Source organism: Serratia sp. BNK-33-b (assembly GCF_048684565.1).
Taxonomy (GTDB): domain Bacteria; phylum Pseudomonadota; class Gammaproteobacteria; order Enterobacterales; family Enterobacteriaceae; genus Serratia; species Serratia marcescens.
Window position 1 is genome coordinate 430,551 of the sequence record NZ_JBLQTZ010000001.1, and the last position, 18,098, is coordinate 448,648.

An 18,098-nucleotide genomic window follows, 5' to 3' on the forward strand; every position below is an offset into this window, starting at 1 on the left:
AAGCACCCCATGGGGGTGCTTTTTTTTGCCCGGCAGACGCGCTCAGCCTTTCAAGGCGGCAATGCAGGCGTCGCGCGGCGCGCTGAGATCGCCTACGCGCACGGTAGATAGGGCGTGGGTTGCGCGCTCACGGAAACTGGTGATGGCGGTGTCGCCTTGCACCTCCGGCGGCGCGGTGCAAATGTCATTGAGCGGCAGATCGTTGCCTTTGTTGAGCGCCTGCAACACCGCCGCCGGATTGTAGATCAGGGCCGCGGAGAGGGCCGATTTGATGCCGGCGGTAAAGCCGGCATTGCCGCCGCCGGCCAACTTGGGCGCCAGGGCAATCCAGCTGTCGTCCCCCAGCCGGATGCTGTTTTCCACGGCGCCGAACTGCCCGGCCTTGCCCAACTGCACCACGACCGGCCGTGCGCCGCGCGCTTCGATATTGTAACCAACCTCCTGCGAATCCAGCGCCATGGCTGAAGCGCTGAAACTGACGGCCAGCAGCGCGCCGGCCAACAGGGAAATGGAGCATTTCATGTTCGCTATCCTTATCTCGGTGTCAGGCGCAGCCGCGCCCCGCAATGGTGCTAACTCAATACTATAGCGCGTTGAGGCGGTGGGGAGAGGTAAGGTTGTTACAAAGCGTGGCAGGCTAAAAACAGAGGCCCGGCAATATGCCGAGCCTCTGATGGTACGGAAGGTTTACACTTCCAGGTAGTTCATGATGCCGTCTGCTGCTTTACGGCCTTCGGCGATCGCCGTCACTACCAGGTCAGATCCGCGCACTGCGTCACCACCGGCGAAGATTTTCGGGTTGCTGGTCTGGAACGCGTTGTCGCTGCCTTCCGGCGCCAGGATGCGGCCCTGTTTATCGAGCTGCACGTCGTGTGCCGCCAACCAGTCCATGCGGTGCGGGCGGAAGCCGAACGCCATCACCACCGCGTCCGCGTCGATCACGTGTTCGGAACCTGGCACCTGCTCCGCCGTCTGACGGCCATTGGCATCCGGCGCGCCCAGCTGAGTGCGCACCATTTTCACCCCGGCCACGCGGCCGGCGCTGTTCAGTTCGATGCTCAGCGGCTGCAGGTTGAACTGGAAGTCCACCCCTTCTTCCCGGGCGTTCTTCACTTCGCGCTTGGAGCCCGGCATGTTGGCTTCGTCGCGGCGGTAGGCGCAGATGACCTGCGTTGCACCCTGACGCACCGAGGTACGCACGCAGTCCATGGCGGTATCGCCGCCGCCCAGCACCACCACCCGTTTGCCTTCCATGCTGACGTAAGGCTCGTGCTGCTCGGTTTCATACCCCATCAGCTGCTTGGTGTTGGCGATCAGGAACGGCAGCGCGTCGTACACGCCCTGCGCCTCCTCATTCTCCAGGCCGCCGCGCATCGACTGATAGGTGCCGACGCCGAGGAACACCGCATCGTACTCGCTCAGCAAGGTCTCCATGCTGACGTCTTTACCCACTTCAGTGTTCAACTGGAACTCGATGCCCATCTCGCTGAAGATGCCGCGGCGTTTGACCATCACTTCCTTTTCCAGCTTGAAAGCCGGGATGCCGAAGGTCAGCAGGCCGCCGATCTCTGGATGACGGTCATACACCACCGCTTTGACGCCGTTGCGGGTCAGCACGTCGGCGCAGGCCAGCCCGGCAGGGCCGGCACCGACGATCGCCACGCGCTTGCCGGTCGGCTGTACGTGAGACATGTCCGGCTTCCAGCCCATTTCGATGGCCTTATCGCTGATGTAGCGCTCGATATTGCCGATGGTGACCGCGCCGAACTCGTCGTTCAGAGTGCAGGAGCCTTCGCACAGGCGATCCTGCGGGCATACGCGGCCGCACACTTCCGGCAGACTGTTGGTCTGATGCGCCAGGTCCGCCGCTTCCATGATGCGGCCTTCGTTGGCCAGTTTCAGCCAGTTCGGGATGTAGTTGTGCACCGGGCACTTCCACTCGCAATACGGGTTGCCGCAGGACAGACAGCGGTCCGCCTGGGCCTTGGCCTGGGTTTCCGAAAACGGTTCGTAGATCTCGACGAACTCGATTTTGCGGATCTTCAGCGGTTTCTTTGGCGGATCAACACGCTGCAGGTCGATAAATTGGTAAACGTTCTGGCTCATTAATGACCTACCTCTTACTGCGCCTGCACCCGCAGCTCGGCTGCGGAACGGCTACGGTGACCCAACAGCGCTTTGACATCGCTGGACTTCGGTTTGACCAGGGCGAACTTCGGCGCCCACTCCGGCCAGTTGGCCAGGATCTCTTCCGCGCGGGAAGAGCCGGTCGCCTGCACGTGTTCGGTGATCAGGCCGCGCAGGTGCTCCTCATGGATCGCCAGCTGATCGACATCCAGCACTTCCACCAGCTCCGGGTTTACGCGCTTGCGGAACTCGCCGTCTTCGTCCAGCACGTAGGCGAAGCCGCCGGTCATGCCGGCACCGAAGTTGATGCCGGTTTTACCCAGCACGCAGACGATGCCGCCGGTCATGTATTCGCAGCCGTTGTCGCCGATGCCTTCCACCACGGTGATGGCGCCGGAGTTGCGCACCGCGAAGCGTTCGCCCGCGCGGCCGGCGGCGAACAGCTTGCCGCCGGTGGCGCCGTACAGGCAGGTGTTGCCGACGATGCTGGCTTCATGGCTGCGGAAGGCGGAGCCGATCGGCGGACGCACCGCGATGCTGCCGCCGGCCATGCCTTTGCCGACATAGTCGTTGGCGTCGCCGGTCAGGGTCAACTCGACGCCGCCGGCGTTCCAGACGCCGAAGCTCTGCCCGGCGGTGCCGGAGAAGTGCGCCTTGATCGGATCGGCTGCCATTCCCTGATCGCCGTGTACGTTGGCGATCGCGCCGGACAGCATGGCGCCCACGGAGCGGTCGGTGTTGCGAATGTCGAAGTAGAAGGTTTTACCCTGCTTCGCTTCGATGTACGGTTCCGCCTGCGCCAGCAACTCTTTGTTCAGCAGACCCTTGTCGAACGCCGGGTTGCTGCTTTCGGTACAGTACACCGCTTTGCCCGGATGCGGCGTGGCGGTTGTCAGCAACGGCGACAGATCCAGCTTGTTCTGCTTGGCGGAAATGCCGTCCAGCTCGGTCAGGAACTCGGTGCGGCCGATCAGATCCACCAGTTGGCTCACGCCCAGTTGCGCCATGATCTCGCGGGTTTCACGCGCGATAAACTGGAAGTAATTCGTCACGCGTTCCGGCAGGCCGTGGTAGTGATCGCGGCGCAGCTTGTCGTCCTGAGTCGCAACGCCGGTCGCGCAGTTGTTGAGGTGGCAGATGCGCAGGTATTTACAGCCCAGCGCCACCATCGGCCCGGTGCCGAAGCCGAAGCTTTCCGCACCCAGGATCGCCGCTTTGACGATGTCCACGCCGGTTTTCAGACCGCCGTCCACCTGCAGACGGATCTTGTGGCGCAGGCCGTTGGCCACCAGCGCCTGCTGGGTTTCCACCAGGCCCAGTTCCCATGGGCAGCCGGCATATTTCACCGAGGACAGCGGGCTGGCGCCGGTGCCGCCGTCGTAACCGGCGATGGTGATCAGATCGGCATAGGCTTTCGCCACGCCGGTGGCGATGGTGCCCACGCCCGGCTCGGACACCAGTTTCACCGAGATCACCGCCTTCGGGTTGACCTGCTTCAGATCGAAGATCAGCTGCGCCAGATCTTCGATCGAATAGATGTCGTGGTGCGGCGGCGGGGAGATCAACGTCACGCCCGGCACCGAGTAACGCAGTCTGGCGATGTACGGGGTGACTTTATCGCCCGGCAACTGGCCGCCTTCGCCCGGCTTGGCGCCTTGCGCCACCTTAATCTGGATCACGTCGGCGTTCACCAGGTAGGCCGGCGTCACGCCGAAGCGGCCGGAGGCCACCTGTTTGATGCGCGACACCTTGTTGGTGCGGTAGCGCGCCGGATCTTCGCCGCCTTCGCCGGAGTTGGAGAAGCCGCCGAGGCCGTTCATGGCGATCGCCAGTGATTCGTGCGCTTCCGGGCTCAGCGCGCCGATCGACATCGCCGCCGTGTCGAAGCGTTTGAACAGCGACTCCGCCGGCTCGACCTGATCGACCGGGATCGGTTCGCCTTTCGGCGTGATGGCCAGCAGATCGCGCAGCATGGCGACCGGCCGCTCATTCACCAGCTTGGCGTAGGCCTGGTAGTCGCTGTACTCGCCGCTGTGCACCGCTTTTTGCAGCGAGTTCACCACGTCCGGGTTGTAGGCGTGGTATTCGCCGCCGTGCACGAACTTCAGCAGGCCGCCTTGCTCCAGCGGCTTGCGTTTCAGCCAGGCGCGCTTGGAAAGGTTCTGCAGATCCTGCTGGAAGTCGCTGAAGCTGGCGCCGCCGATGCGGCTGACCACGCCCTGGAAGCACAGATCCGCCAGATCGCGGTGCAGGCCGACCGCTTCGAACAGCTTGGAACAGCGGTAAGAGGCGATGGTCGAGATGCCCATCTTGGACATGATCTTGTACAGGCCTTTGTTGATGCCGTTGCGGTAGTTCAGCATCACGTCGCGGTATTTCTTGTCGATCGCCTGGCTGTCCACCAGTTTGGCCAGGGTTTCATAGGCCAGATACGGGTAGATGGCGGTCGCGCCGAAGCCGAGCAGCACAGCGAAGTGGTGCGGATCGCGGGCGCTGGCGGTTTCAACGATCAGGTTGGCGTCGCAGCGCAGGCTTTTCTCCACCAGCCGGGTCTGCACGGCGCCAACGGCCATCGGGGCCGGTACCGGCAGGCGGCCGGGCGCGATGGCGCGGTCGGACAGCACCAACAGCACCGCGCCTTCGCGCACCTTGCGTTCCGCTTCGTCGCACAGGGCGCGAATGGTTTGCTCCAGATCCTGCTGCTGCGGATCGAAGGTCAGATCGAGCGTCTCGGCGCGATAGTATTCGCCTTCCAGCGTGGTGAGCTGTTTGAAATCGGAGTACAGCAGGATCGGCGATTTGAAGCTCAGGCGGTGCGCCTGGCCTTCGGCTTCGCAGAACACGTTCATTTCACGGCCGATACTGGTGGCCAGCGACATGACGTGCGCTTCGCGCAGCGGATCGATCGGCGGGTTGGTGACCTGCGCGAACTGCTGGCGGAAGTAGTCGTAAACGATGCGCGGCCGGCTGGAGAGCACGGCGAACGGGGTATCGTCGCCCATCGAGCCGGTGGCTTCCTGGCCAATCTCGCCCAGCACGCGGATCACCTGATCCAGCTCTTCGCTGCTGTAGCCGAACTGTTTCTGGTAGGTTTCGAGCTGCGCGTCGTCGAGCTCGCGGCTGCCGACCTGATCGTCCGGCAGATCTTCGAACGGCACCAGGCGTTTGACGTTTTTCTCCATCCACTCTTTATACGGGTGGCGGCTTTTCAGATCGTTGTCGGTTTCCGCCGAGTGCAGAATGCGGCCGCTGCGGGTGTCGATCACCATCAGCTCGCCGGGGCCGACGCGGCCTTTTTCCACCACTTCATCCGGCTGGTAATCCCAGATGCCGACTTCGGAGGCGCAGGTGATCAGCTTGTCTTTGGTGATCACGTAGCGCGCCGGGCGCAGGCCGTTGCGATCGAGGTTACAGGCGGCGTAGCGGCCGTCGGACATCACGATGCCGGCCGGGCCGTCCCACGGCTCCATGTGCATCGAGTTGAAGTCGAAGAAGGCGCGCAGATCGCCGTCCATGTCGGGGTTGTTCTGCCAGGCCGGCGGCACCAGCAGGCGCATGGCGCGGATGAGATCCATCCCGCCCGCCAGCAGCAGCTCCAGCATGTTGTCCAGCGAGCTGGAGTCGGAGCCGGTTTCGTTGACGAACGGCGCGGCGGCCTGCAGATCCGGGATCAGCGGCGTTTGGAATTTATAGGTACGGGCGCGCGCCCACTGGCGGTTGCCGGTGATGGTGTTGATTTCGCCGTTGTGCGCCAGGTAGCGGAACGGCTGAGCCAGCGGCCAGCGCGGCACGGTGTTGGTGGAGAAGCGCTGGTGGAACAGGCAAATGGCCGACTCCAGGCGCAGGTCCGCCAGATCGAGATAGAAGCGCGGCAGATCCGCAGGCATGCACAGGCCTTTATAGATCGTCACCAGGTTGGAGAAGCTGCAGACGTAGAAGCTGTCATCCTGCACCCGTTTCTCGATGCGGCGGCGCGCCACGAACAGGCGGCGCTCCATATCGCGCGGGCGCCAGCCGGCCGGGGCGTTAACGAAGATTTGCTCGATGCGCGGCAGGGAAGAGAGGGCGATTTCACCCAGCACGTCCGGGTTGGTCGGCACTTCACGCCAGCCGACGATCGACAGCGTTTCGTTTTGCAGCTCTTCTTCCACGATGCGGCGGCTGAGGCGCGCTTCCTCTTCATTCTGGCTGAGGAACATCATGCCGACGGCGTAGTTCTTGGCCAAACGCCAGCCGCGCTCTTCCGCCACCATGCGGAAGAAGCGATCGGGTTTTTGCAGCAACAGGCCGCAGCCGTCGCCGGTCTTGCCGTCGGCGAGGATCGCGCCGCGGTGCTGCATGCGGGCCAGCGCGTGAATGGCGGTGCGCACCACCTTGTGGCTAGGTTCGCCTTCTATGTGGGCGATCAGGCCGAAACCACAGTTGTCCCTCTCTTGGGATTTATCGTACAACATATCGTGAACCTCCCCAGGCTCTGCGTGACTCTCACAACCTACTGCGAGGGGGCTTCCCAATTTCAGGCAGAAGTCCAATCAGCAAGTTAACCCCGCCAATCTGCTTTTCCGCCCTCCATCAATGGCCTCTCGTGACGGTCTCACAAGTGGTATAGGACTTGTTTTAAGAGGGAGTCTTCAATTACTGCATAAATATGACGAGACGTTTGCCCGTCCAGAAAGCTTCCAGCGGACTTCCAACTTAGCGAGAAAGAATTCGCAGGTCAAATGTGGGCTTAAGATAGATTCTTATCGAATTAGTGATGTTTATTTATTTGAAAAATAAGTGTTTTAATGCATTTTTGCACTATCGTGGGGCAACGCCGATCCCCGCAGAAGTGTGAGCTGTCTCACTATAGTGCAACCCCTTAATCTCTGCACCATGCTAGTGCGGGGGTTAATGCCAGAATTTTATTCTGTAAGATATTGCTTGGATGATGTTTATGACTATTTTTCACCGTGTTGTCATATTGCCGTTAACGGTTGCGTGACGATTAGAATAATTCATCAGAATTATAGTGAATTGATTTGCATTTATGATGAATAGTTATGCCTGGTGGCGCCTTGCGGGGAAAGCGTTGATCTCTGTCATCGCGGGAAAAACCGTTTCTTATTAGCATCGCGGCTTTGAACACAGAGAACCACCAAGATTATGCAGTTGCCGCAATTAGTCAATATGTTTGGCGCGGATCTCCAGCGCCGCTATGGCGAAAAGATCCATAAACTCACGCTGCACGGCGGATTCGGCTGCCCTAACCGCGACGGCACGTTGGGGCGCGGCGGCTGTACGTTCTGCAACGTCGCCTCGTTTGCCGATGAGGCGATGCAGCGCCAGAGCATCGCCGAACAGCTGGCGCAGCAGGCTGCGCGGGTCGATCGGGCGCGGCGCTATCTGGCCTATTTCCAGGCCTATACCAGCACCTATGCGGAGGTTGAACGGCTGGAGGCGATGTATCGGCAGGCGTTGGCGCAGAGCGCCATGGTCGGACTGTGCGTCGGCACCCGGCCGGACTGCGTGCCGGCCGCCGCGCTGGATCTGTTGACGGGATACCGCGAGCAAGGCTATGAGGTGTGGCTGGAGCTGGGGCTACAGACGGCGCATGATAAAACACTGAAGCGCATCAACCGCGGCCATGATTTTCGCTGTTATCAGCAGACTGCGCGGCTGGCCCGGCAGCGCGGGCTGAAGGTGTGCTGCCATCTGATCGTCGGGCTGCCGGGAGAAACCCAGCGCGATCATCTGCTCACGCTGCAGCGGGTGACGGAGACCGGCGTCGACGGCATCAAGCTGCATCCGCTGCACGTCGTCACCGGCAGTATCCTGGCGCGGGCGTGGCAGGCCGGGCGGTTGCCCGAACTGGCGCTGGAGGATTACGCCGCCAGCGCCGGGGAGATGATCCGCCATACGCCGGGCGAGGTGGTGTACCACCGTCTTTCCGCCAGCGCCCGGCGGCCGACGCTGCTGGCGCCGCTGTGGTGCGAAAACCGCTGGAGCGGCATGCAGGCGGTCGGCGCTTATCTGCAACGGCACGGCGGGCAGGGCAGCGCGCTGGATGAAAAACGGCGCTACCGGCCCGGCATGCCGCTCTGAAGTGCAATCTTTGCCACACTTCGGCGTTTGCCGCCTTATCTCACCGCTGTTTTACGGTATGATTCAAAAGATTGTGTCTGAAGGGAGCCGCTATGAAGCAAATCCGGGTGTTGGCCCAGTACTACGTTGATTTAATGGTGAAACTGGGGTTGGTGCGCTTCTCGCTGCTGCTGGCCTCGGCGCTGGTGGTGCTGGCGATGGTGGTGCAGATGGCGGTGACCATGCTGCTGCGCGGCGAAGTTGAAAGCATCGACGTGGTGCGTTCGATCTTCTTCGGCCTGTTGATCACCCCGTGGGCGGTCTATTTTCTCTCGGTGGTGGTGGAACAGTTGGAAGAGTCGCGCCAACGGCTGGCGCGGCTGGTGGACAAGCTCGAAGAGATGCGCCACCGCGATCTGGAGCTCAATCAGCAGCTCAAAGACAATATCAGCCAGCTGAATCAGGAGATCGCCGACCGTATCAAGGCGGAAGAAGAGCGCCTGCAGGTGATGGAAAAGCTGACCGAAGAGATGGAACAGCGCGAGCTGGCGCAGATTGAGCTGGGCCAGCAATCGGCGCTGTTGCGTTCCTTCCTCGATGCCTCGCCGGATCTGGTCTACTACCGCAACGAAGACAAAGAGTTTTCCGGCTGCAACCGCGCGATGGAGCTGCTGACCGGCAAAAGCGAGAAGCAGCTGATTGGCCTGACGCCGTTCGACGTCTACGGCCAGGAGATCGCCGAAAAGGTCATTGAGACCGACGAGAAGGTGTTCCGCCACAACGTCTCGCTGACCTACGAACAGTGGCTGGTGTATCCCGACGGCCGCAAGGCCTGTTTCGAGCTGCGCAAGGTGCCGTTTTACGACCGGGTAGGCAAACGCCACGGGCTGATGGGCTTCGGCCGCGATATTACCGAGCGTAAGCGCTACCAGGACGCGCTGGAGAACGCCAGCAGGGAGAAGACCACCTTTATCTCCACCATCAGCCACGAGCTGCGTACGCCGCTTAACGGCATCGTCGGCCTGAGCCGCATTCTGCTCGATACCGAGCTGAACGACGAGCAGCTGAAATACCTGAAGACCATCCACGTCAGCGCCATCACCCTCGGCAATATCTTCAACGACATTATCGAAATGGACAAGCTCGAGCGGCGCAAGGTGCAGCTCGACAACCAGCCGGTGGACTTCACCGGTTTTCTGGCGGATTTGGAGAACCTCTCGGGCCTGCTGGCGCAGCCGAAAGGGCTGCAGTTCGTCATGGAGCCGCAGACGCCGCTGCCGCAGCAGATCGTGACCGACGGCACCCGCCTGCGGCAGATCTTGTGGAATCTGATCGGCAACGCGGTGAAATTTACCCAGCAGGGGCAAATTGTGGTGCGCGTGCGGCGCGAGGCGCAGGAGAAGCTGGTGTTCGAAGTGGAAGACTCGGGCATGGGCATCCCGCAGGACGAGCAGGACAAGATCTTCGCCATGTATTATCAGGTGAAAGATCAGCGCGGCGGCCGCCCGGCCACCGGCACCGGCATCGGGCTGGCGGTCTCCAAGCGGCTGGCGCAGAGCATGGGCGGCGACATTACCGTGCGCAGCGAACAAGGGCACGGTTCTTGCTTTACCTTAACCATCAAGGCGCCGGCGGTGCAGGAAGCCGTCAGCGCGGCGCCGGAGGAAGAGGCGCTGCCGTTGCCGGCGCTGCACATCCTGCTGGTGGAGGATATCGAACTGAACGTGATCGTGGCGCGCTCGGTGCTGGAGAAGCTGGGCAACAGCGTCGACGTGGCGATGAACGGCCACGACGCGCTGGCGATGTTCGATCCGGACGAGTTCGATCTGGTGCTGCTGGACATCCAACTGCCGGACATGACCGGGCTGGACATCGCCCGGGCGCTGCGCGAGCGCTATGCCGGGCAGGCGCTGCCGCCATTGGTGGCCCTGACCGCCAACGTGCTGAAAGACAAAAAAGAGTATCTCGAAGCGGGCATGGACGATGTGCTGAGCAAGCCGCTGTCGGTGCCGGCGCTGACCAAGGTCATCAAACACTATTGGGATCATCAACCTTCTCACACTTCAAAGAAAACGGAGCACAAGGCGATGCAGATTAATGAGTCGTTACTCGATACCGCGATGCTGGAACAGTACATGGATCTGGTTGGCCCGCAGTTGATCCACCAAAGTCTGGAGATGTTCGAACAGATGATGCCGGGCTATCTGGCGGTGCTGGACTCCAACATGACGGCGCGCGATCAGAAAGGCATCACTGAGGAAGGGCATAAGATCAAGGGCGCCGCCGGTTCGGTCGGTCTGCGCCATCTGCAGCAGCTGGCGCAGCAGATTCAAACGCCGACGCTGCCGGCCTGGTGGGATAACGTGCAGGATTGGGTGGATGAGCTGAAACAAGAGTGGCGCAACGACGTGCAGGTACTGCGGGCTTGGGTTGAGAACGCTGAAAAAAAATGACCCCGACCTAAGCCGGGGTGCGCGAATATTGCGCCAACACCAGGGAAATTGTGAACCTGCGTATTGGTTTCAGTGTTCTGGTCGAGCAGGTTGTTGCGAATTCCTAAACATCATACAGCCAACAACATAGCAAATGTAAGCGCTCTTGTTAGAAGATTCATTAAAATGTGTGATGTAGATTAGTGTTTGTCAACTCCGAGCACGAACCAGTTGACAGCAGCGACAGGAGTAAGAGTGATGAAAAAGGTGGGTGTAGTCCTCAGCGGCAGCGGCGTTTATGACGGTACGGAGATCCATGAAGCGGTGCTGACGCTGCTGGCGTTGGATCGTGCCGGCGCCCAGGCGGTGTGCTTTGCGCCTGACAAACCACAACGCCATGTTATTAATCACTTATCTGGTGAGGAGGCGGCGGAGTCGCGCAATGTTCTGATTGAATCGGCGCGCATTGCCCGCGGTGCGGTGCAGCCGCTGGCGCTGGCGGAGGCCGCGCAGCTGGATGCGCTGATCGTGCCCGGCGGCTTTGGCGCCGCCAAGAACCTCAGCAATTTCGCCGAAGCCGGCGCAGAATGTTGGGTCGATGAAGATTTGGCGCGCCTGACGCGCGAGATGCATAAGGCCAACAAACCAATTGGCCTGATGTGCATCGCGCCGGCGCTGTTGCCGAAACTGCTGGATCAACAAGCGCGGCTCACCATTGGCAACGATCCGGATCTGGGGGAAGTGATTGACGCCATGGGCGGCGAACCGGTGATTTGCCCGGTGGACGACATTGTGGTGGATCGCGAACATAAGATCGTGACCACGCCGGCCTATATGCTGGCGCCGTCTATCGCGCAGGCGGCCCTGGGCATCGATAAGCTGGTGGCGCGGGTGCTGGAACTGGCTGAATGAGAAAATCGCTCGTCGGATGGCGGCGGCTGCGCCCGTGGTACTGGCTGAAGCGCGGCGTCATCGCGATTATCGGCCTGTGGGTGTTGGGCATTGTGCTCTTTGCCTTCCTGCCGGTGCCGTTTTCCGCCGTGATGGTGGAGCGGCAGGTCGGCGCCTGGCTGAGCGGCGACTTCGGCTATGTCGCCCATTCGGACTGGGTGTCGATGGACGACATCTCGCCGCAAATGGCGCTGGCGGTGATGGCGGCGGAAGATCAGAAGTTTCCAGACCATTGGGGCTTCGACGTGGCGGCCATTGAAAAGGCGCTCAGCCACAACGAGAAGCGCCCGACGCGCATCCGCGGCGCGTCCACGCTGTCGCAGCAAACCGCCAAGAACCTGTTTTTGTGGGATGGCCGCAGCTGGCTGCGCAAAGGATTGGAGGCCGGGCTGACGTCGGGCATCGAATTGGTGTGGACCAAGCGGCGTATTCTGACGGTGTACCTGAACATCGTCGAGTTCGGCGATGGGGTGTTCGGCGTGGAAGAGGCTTCACAGCGCTTTTTCCATAAGCCGGCCAAACGTCTGAGCGCGGCCGAAGCGGCGCTGTTGGCGGCGGTATTGCCGAATCCGCATCGCTTCAGGGCCGATGCGCCGTCCGGCTATGTGGTGCAGCGTCAACAGTGGATCATGCGGCAGATGCGGCAACTGGGCGGGGAAGCGTTTTTACGCGAGAACAAGCTGGATTAAACGGGCGGGAACGGCACGGCGCCGCTCCCGCCAGGCGGATTATTTCACGTAGGTAAAGGCGGTGGTGACGTGCTTCACGCCGCTGACCTGGCTGGCGATCTGCGCCGCCGACTGCCCTTCCTGCTGTGTGACCAGGCCCAGCAAGAACACTTCGCCGTTTTCGGTGGTGACCTTCACATTGGACGATTTCACCGTATCGCTGGTCAACAGCTGCGAACGCACCTTGGTGGTGATCCAGGTGTCGGAGGACGCGGTGCTCAGGCTGACCGGCGTGCCCTGACGGATTTCGTTATACACTTCGGTGGTGCCTTCCACGCCCATGGCGATCTGCTTGGCGCGCGCGGTGAGATCGGCGTTAGGCGACTGGCCGGTCAACAGCACCTTGCCCTGATAGGCGGTGGCGACCACCCGGGCATCTTTCTTCAACTGCTGGTCTTTGCTCAGGGCGCTTTCGACCCTGGCTTCCAGCGTGCCGTCATCCACCTGGGTCCCTACGCTGCGCGGGTCGGTGGCGGTTTTGGTCGCGACGGCCGCACTGCCGACGACGACGCCGGCGATACAGCCTTGCAACAGCAGGGCGCTGGACAGCACTGCAAATGTGGCTTTTAGCTTCATCTCAGTTCCTTAATCGTCCTGGTGGGGGAATAACGTATTGTCTATCAGGTCGCACAGGCAGTTTACGGTCAGCATATGCATTTCCTGAATGCGCGAGCTGCGGTGCGACGGGATGCGGATTTCGACATCCTGCTGTCCGAGCAGCCCGGCCAGCTCGCCGCCGTCGTAGCCGGTGAGCGCGACGATGGTCATATCGCGCGTAACGGCCGCCTCGACCGCTTTCACAATATCACGGCTGTTGCCGCGGGTGGAAATCGCCAGCAGCACGTCGCCTGTGTGCCCGAGCGCACGCACCTGCTTGGCGTACACTTCGTCGTGCAGCCGATCGTTGCTGATTGCCGTCAGCACCACGTTGTCGGCGTTGAGAGCGATGGCCGGCAGGCTGGGGCGCTCGGTTTCAAAACGGTTGATCATGCTGGCGGCGAAGTGCTGCGCGTTGGCTGCCGAGGTGCCGTTGCCGCAGCACAGGATTTTGTTGCCGTTGAGTAAGGATTGAACCAGCGTCATCGCAGCGCGGGAAATGGCGTCCGGCAGTGCTTCCGCCGCCGCGATCTGGGTTTGGATGCTTTCGGTGAAACAGACTTTAATTCTATCCAGCACGTTGTATTAATCCACTAAGTCAAAGGGCCGGTCTGCGCCGTAAAACCCCGATTAATCCGCATTGAAGGCGTTGGGTATCCATTCTAACTGGCTACCGGTAATGGCCAAAACATCAAAACGGCAAGATGATGTGTCAAAACTGGCTCCGCGCCCCGCCAGCCAGACGGCGGCGGCGTGCAGCAACCGCTGTTGTTTGCGAAAGGTGACGCTGGCGGCCGCGCCGCCGAAGGCGTCGTTGCGGCGGTAGCGCACTTCGACGAACACCCAGGTGGTGCCGTCGCGCATGATGAGGTCGAGCTCACCGCCGCGCACCGCGACATTGGCGGCGCAGAAGGTGAGCCCGGCGTGTTCCAGGTGACGGCGGGCCAGTAACTCATAGCCCGCCCCTGAGGCGCGTGGGTTCAAGAGACTGGAACGACCGTGCCCTGACGGTATTGCAGCCAAGGCAGCTTACGGTTGATCACGCAGTTCGGCGACGCGCTCAGCGTGCCGGTGGTGCCGGAAACCTGGAAGCCCGGCAGCTGGCGCATTTCAGCAAAGTGGTTGGCCAATGTCCAGGCATCCATCCCCATTGCATACAGGCGCACCAGCGAGTAGTCGTTGCGGAAACGCGCGCTGGCCTGCTGCAACAGCTGAGGGTTTGAGCCGGCAAGCAGCGGGATGTCGCTGAACTGCAGGCCTTCCATTTCCAGACGGAAGTCCGGGCCGGCGCCGGCCTGGTAGCTGCGCGAGCTGGCGTACATCGCCGGCTTGCCGCGCGAGCTGGTGGCCATGTCGATCATCGGTTTGATCAGCGTCAGCTGAGACTGCGTGGCGACGATGTACACCGCGTCGACGCTGCCGCCGGTGGCGGCGGGCACGTCGCTCGGCGGCGCAGGAATGGTCAGCCCGGCGATGGTGACGCTCTGCGGCGCCGGGGCGCTCGACATCGGCGTGCCGGTCATGCGGATGCCGCCGCTGTTCACCATCTGGCGCAGCTCGCCGGCCGAGCCGATGTGCTGGCGCAACACGGTTTGCCCGCCTTGCTTCTGCCATTCCTGGTTAAAGGCCCTGGCGACGCGATCGCCGAAGGCGCCGCGCGGCACCAGCAGCAGCGGTTGACGCTTCTGCTGTTCCCAGATGTGGCGGGCGGCGTCGCGCGCTTCATCTTCCGGCGACAGGGCGAAGTAACAGATGTTCAGGTTGTCTTTCGGCGTTTCCGGTTGGTTGAGCGCCAGCACGTTCAGCGTGGTGGTGCTGGCGGACAACTGATCGACGTTCTCTTTCAGCAGCGGCCCGACCACCAGAGTGGCGCCATCCTGCTGCGCCTGGCTCAGCAAGGCGGCCAGCGGCTGGCTGGTGGTATCGTACACTTTGACCTGCGCGTTGGCGGCCTGCGGCGGCGTTATCGGCGCGCTGGACGGCGCAGCGGGTTGCGCGGCGGTCACGGCGGGCTGGCTCTCTTGCGCCGAAGGGCTGACAGCGCCGTTGGCGTTGATGTCACCCGTAGTGGCCTGATCGGCCGGCGCCGTTTGAGCCGGCGTGCTGGCCGGTTGCGCGGCTTGAGGCTGCGGCGCCGGCATGGAGCCGCCGTTTTTCGCCGCTTCGAAGCCTTGCTGGATGGCGTCGGCGAACACTTTCGCCTGGCCGTTCAACGGCAGCAGCAGGGCGATTTTCGAGGTGGAGGCCTGGGTGAAGTTCAGCACCTGGTTCAGGCGAGCCGGCAGCGTTTTGGCCGCCGGGTTCTTCGGATAACGGTTCTGCCAGTCTTTGATGCCGGCCTTCAGCAGATCGGGATCCTGCTTGTTGTCCTGATAGACGCGCAGCAGATCCAGCCAGCCTTGCAGCACGTTCTCGTCGGCGTTGATCACCAGGCTGTTCATCTCCTGCGGCGGCAGTTGCAGCAGGGCCTGCCAGGTTTGATCCAGGTTGTCTTGGTGCGCCTTGCCGGTCAGCAACGGCTCCTGAGCGATATAGGCGCGGATCAGCGGCAGTGACGCTTTGCCCTGGTTGGCGGCGATCTGCGCCTGGTAGTAGCGCACCTTCTGATTCGGCGACAGCGCACCGCTGTCCAGGTGGCCCAGCGTGCTGCGGGCGCTGACGTAGCTCTTGTTGGCGATCTGCAGTTCGGCAGTCAGCAACTGGCGTTCAGTCTGCTGTGCGCCGCTGAGGTTTTTCGGCAACTGATTCAACTGGTCGCCGGCCTGCGGCAGTTTTCCTTCACGCAGCAAGGCGCGAATAGCAAGTAATTGCCAGTCAGCCTTGTTATCATCGCTGCTTTGCTGCAACTGCTGCAGGTAGTAATCGGAGCTGGCGCTCGCTTCGTCCTGTATATTGGCGGGCGGCGTTTGCGGGGCCCGACTTGGACAGCCTGCCAGGAAAAGGGCGGCCGCGATGACTGCGGTAAGTCGGACAGGCTTGGAACGCCCTGCTTTGGTACGAACGAATGTTGAGGAAAGCATACTGTATCCAGTGATGTTTTTTTCAAGATGCTCAATATTAAATCGGCAACCCGGATGAAACAATGAATCAACACCAACAATCAGTCATTTCTGCATCAACGCTGTATGTGGTGCCCACCCCCATCGGCAATCTGGGCGATATCACCCACCGTGCGTTAGAGGTACTGAAAAGCGTTGATCTGATCGCGGCGGAAGACACGCGCCATACCGGATTGCTGCTGCAACACTTCGCGATTAACGCGCGTCTGTTCGCGCTGCACGATCACAACGAACAGCAAAAGGCCGATCAGCTGCTGGCGAAACTGCAGGAAGGCCAGAGCATCGCGCTGGTGTCCGACGCCGGCACGCCGCTGATCAACGATCCCGGTTATCACCTGGTGCGCCGCTGCCGTGAGGCCGGCATTCGCGTGGTGCCGCTGCCGGGCGCCTGCGCCGCCACCACCGCGCTGTGCGCCGCGGGCGTCGCTTCCGACCGTTTCTGCTACGAAGGCTTCCTGCCGGCGAAAACCAAGGGACGCAAGGATACGTTGATGGCGCTGGCGGAGGAACCGCGCACGCTGATTTTCTACGAATCCACCCATCGCCTGCTGGAAAGTCTGCAGGACATGGTCACCGTCTGGGGCCCGCAGCGCTATGTGGTGCTGGCGCGCGAGCTGACCAAAACCTGGGAATCCATCCACGGCGCGCCGGTGGGCGAGCTGCTGGCGTGGGTGCAGGAAGATGAAGTGCGCCGCCGCGGTGAGATGGTGCTGATCGTCGAAGGCCACAAGGCGCAGGAGGATGCGCTGCCGCTCGAGGCGCTGCGCACGCTGGCGCTGCTGCAAAAAGAGCTGCCGCTGAAAAAGGCGGCGGCGCTGGCGGCGGAAATCCACGGCGTGAAGAAAAATGCGCTGTATAAGCACGCGCTGGAGCAACAACAGCCGTAAAGCGGTTGACCTGCCGCCGTCGCGACGCTACTATCCGCGCCGGAGTTGACCAGACAGTCGCCGCTTCATTGCCGTCCTCTTCGGGGAGACAGATGGAGGGGAGGAAAGTCCGGGCTCCATAGGGCAGGGTGCCAGGTAACGCCTGGGAGGCGCAAGCCTACGACTAGTGCAACAGAGAGCAAACCGCCGATGGCCCGCGCAAGCGGGATCAGGTAAGGGTGAAAGGGTGCGGTAAGAGCGCACCGCGCGGCTGGCAACAGTTCGTGGCACGGTAAACTCCACCCGGAGCAAGGCCAAATAGGGGTTCACATGGTACGGCCCGTACTGAACCCGGGTAGGCTGCTTGAGCCAGTGAGCGATTGCTGGCCTAGAGGAATGACTGTCCACGACAGAACCCGGCTTACCGGTCAACTCCCTCGACAAAAGAAAACCCCGCGCAACGCCAGTTGCGCGGGGTTTTTCGTTTTCGGCCGGCTTACACCGGCAGGTCAATCAGCAGCGCGCGCAGCGGCGTCTCGGCGCGGATCGTCAGGCGATTCTCCTCACGCACGAAGGCGCCGTCGCCGCAGGTCAGACGCTGTTCCTCGTGGCGCTCGCCGGTGGCGGCGATGGTGCCGTGAATCGACTGCAAATAGGCGCGCGGCCCGTTAATCGTCAGCGTTTGTTCTTCGCCCGGCTGCAGATCGAGATGGTGGATCCAAACCTGCTGGCGCAGCTGCAGGCTGCCCTGCGCGCCGTCCGGCGAGGCCAGCAGCAGGTTGCCTGCCGCCGGCAGCGCCAGGCGCTGTACCCGCTCGTTGTTGCGTTCCGGGCAGGCGTCCAGCCACAGCTGCAGGCGGGTCAGCGGCGTATCGCTGCTGACGTTCTGTTCGCTGTAACTCAGGCCCGGCTGGGTGGCCAACAGCAGCGCCTCGCCGGCTTTGGCGCGCGCGGTGTTGCCGTCGCTGTCGCGGTATTCCGCCTCGCCCTGCAGGATCAGGTTCAGGATATCCACGCTGGGATAGGTGCGCGGCTGGAACGACGCGCCCGGTGCCAGCACCTCCTGATTCAACACCCGCAGCGAGGCGTAGCCCATCAGTTTGGGATCGAAGTAGTGACCAAAGGAAAAGGTGTAGCGAGCCCGCAGCCAACCAAAGTCAGCTTGCCCGCATTGTTGTGCTGTTCTGCATGTAATCATGGCAATCGGCTCTCTAAATTCATTATTCAAATGGTAAGCATCTGGACGTCGGATTGTTAGCCAGTTAATCTGGTCGG

At 61.8% G+C, this 18,098-nt stretch carries 13 protein-coding genes and 1 other RNA gene; 6 read left to right on the forward strand and 8 right to left on the reverse strand.

The genetic code is table 11. The features are described from left to right. Nucleotides 1–42 precede the first annotated feature (42 nt). The 3 genes from ACMGGK_RS02055 to gltB all read right to left on the reverse strand — a co-directional run bounded on the left by ACMGGK_RS02055 (nt 43) and on the right by gltB (nt 6,581). Nucleotides 43–522 (reverse strand): hypothetical protein, encoded by a 480-nt coding sequence (locus tag ACMGGK_RS02055; RefSeq protein WP_049299898.1) that lies wholly within the window; start codon nt 520–522, stop codon nt 43–45. Between the two features lie 165 nt (nt 523–687). Beyond that, complete coding sequence (locus ACMGGK_RS02060; RefSeq protein WP_015379170.1) at nt 688–2,106, reverse strand: glutamate synthase small subunit; 1,419 nt, start codon at nt 2,104–2,106, stop codon at nt 688–690. 14 nt (nt 2,107–2,120) lie between these two features. Continuing rightward, nucleotides 2,121–6,581 (reverse strand): glutamate synthase large subunit, encoded by a 4,461-nt coding sequence (gene gltB, locus ACMGGK_RS02065; protein ID WP_016930195.1) that lies wholly within the window; start codon nt 6,579–6,581, stop codon nt 2,121–2,123. Nucleotides 6,582–7,272: 691 nt separating this feature from the next. Here gltB and ACMGGK_RS02070 point away from each other — a divergent pair. From ACMGGK_RS02070 to mtgA, 4 genes are all read left to right on the forward strand, one after another. Further along, the gene (locus tag ACMGGK_RS02070; protein WP_033639308.1) at nt 7,273–8,211 is read left to right on the forward strand and encodes a TIGR01212 family radical SAM protein; all 939 of its coding nucleotides are present in this window, start codon (nt 7,273–7,275) and stop codon (nt 8,209–8,211) included. A 92-nt stretch (nt 8,212–8,303) separates the two neighbouring features. After that, nucleotides 8,304–10,643: an aerobic respiration two-component sensor histidine kinase ArcB gene (gene arcB, locus ACMGGK_RS02075; RefSeq protein WP_016930193.1), complete on the forward strand. Its 2,340-nt coding sequence runs from the start codon at nt 8,304–8,306 to the stop codon at nt 10,641–10,643. A 237-nt stretch (nt 10,644–10,880) separates the two neighbouring features. Beyond that, complete coding sequence (gene elbB, locus ACMGGK_RS02080; RefSeq protein ID WP_079450138.1) at nt 10,881–11,534, forward strand: isoprenoid biosynthesis glyoxalase ElbB; 654 nt, start codon at nt 10,881–10,883, stop codon at nt 11,532–11,534. Continuing rightward, entirely contained in the window at nt 11,531–12,262 is a 732-nt protein-coding gene (gene mtgA, locus ACMGGK_RS02085; RefSeq protein WP_143778463.1) for a monofunctional biosynthetic peptidoglycan transglycosylase, read from the forward strand. The genes elbB and mtgA overlap by 4 nt, the downstream gene beginning before the upstream one ends. A 39-nt stretch (nt 12,263–12,301) precedes the next feature. Here the strand turns inward: mtgA and dolP are convergent, their stop codons facing one another. Genes dolP through ACMGGK_RS02105 form a run of 4 tightly spaced genes read right to left on the reverse strand, consistent with a single transcriptional unit; the run spans nt 12,302 to nt 15,918 of the window. Beyond that, nucleotides 12,302–12,877, reverse strand: a complete 576-nt coding sequence (dolP, locus tag ACMGGK_RS02090) for a division/outer membrane stress-associated lipid-binding lipoprotein (protein ID WP_004937101.1) — start codon at nt 12,875–12,877, stop codon at nt 12,302–12,304. Nucleotides 12,878–12,886: 9 nt separating this feature from the next. After that, nucleotides 12,887–13,477 carry a DnaA initiator-associating protein DiaA gene (diaA, locus tag ACMGGK_RS02095; protein ID WP_004937103.1) on the reverse strand — a complete coding sequence of 197 codons (591 nt, stop codon included), beginning with the start codon at nt 13,475–13,477 and terminating at the stop codon, nt 12,887–12,889. 51 nt (nt 13,478–13,528) lie between these two features. Continuing rightward, entirely contained in the window at nt 13,529–13,882 is a 354-nt protein-coding gene (locus tag ACMGGK_RS02100) for a YraN family protein (RefSeq protein WP_015379164.1), read from the reverse strand. After that, a complete protein-coding gene (locus ACMGGK_RS02105; protein WP_420276646.1) occupies nt 13,879–15,918 on the reverse strand; it encodes a penicillin-binding protein activator in 2,040 nt (679 codons plus the stop codon). The genes ACMGGK_RS02100 and ACMGGK_RS02105 overlap by 4 nt, the downstream gene beginning before the upstream one ends. 62 nt (nt 15,919–15,980) lie before the next feature. Between ACMGGK_RS02105 and rsmI the strand changes: the two genes are divergently transcribed. Both rsmI and rnpB read left to right on the forward strand, forming a co-directional pair. Then, the gene (gene rsmI, locus ACMGGK_RS02110) at nt 15,981–16,844 is read left to right on the forward strand and encodes a 16S rRNA (cytidine(1402)-2'-O)-methyltransferase (RefSeq protein ID WP_004937108.1); all 864 of its coding nucleotides are present in this window, start codon (nt 15,981–15,983) and stop codon (nt 16,842–16,844) included. A gap of 41 nt (nt 16,845–16,885) precedes the next feature. After that, an RNA gene (gene rnpB / locus ACMGGK_RS02115) (RNase P RNA component class A) lies at nt 16,886–17,263 on the forward strand. A gap of 56 nt (nt 17,264–17,319) precedes the next feature. Here rnpB and ACMGGK_RS02120 read toward each other — a convergent pair. Continuing rightward, on the reverse strand, nt 17,320–18,021 hold the full coding sequence (locus ACMGGK_RS02120; protein WP_420276647.1) for a pirin family protein: 702 nt from the start codon (nt 18,019–18,021) through the stop codon (nt 17,320–17,322). Nucleotides 18,022–18,098: the final 77 nt, after the last annotated feature.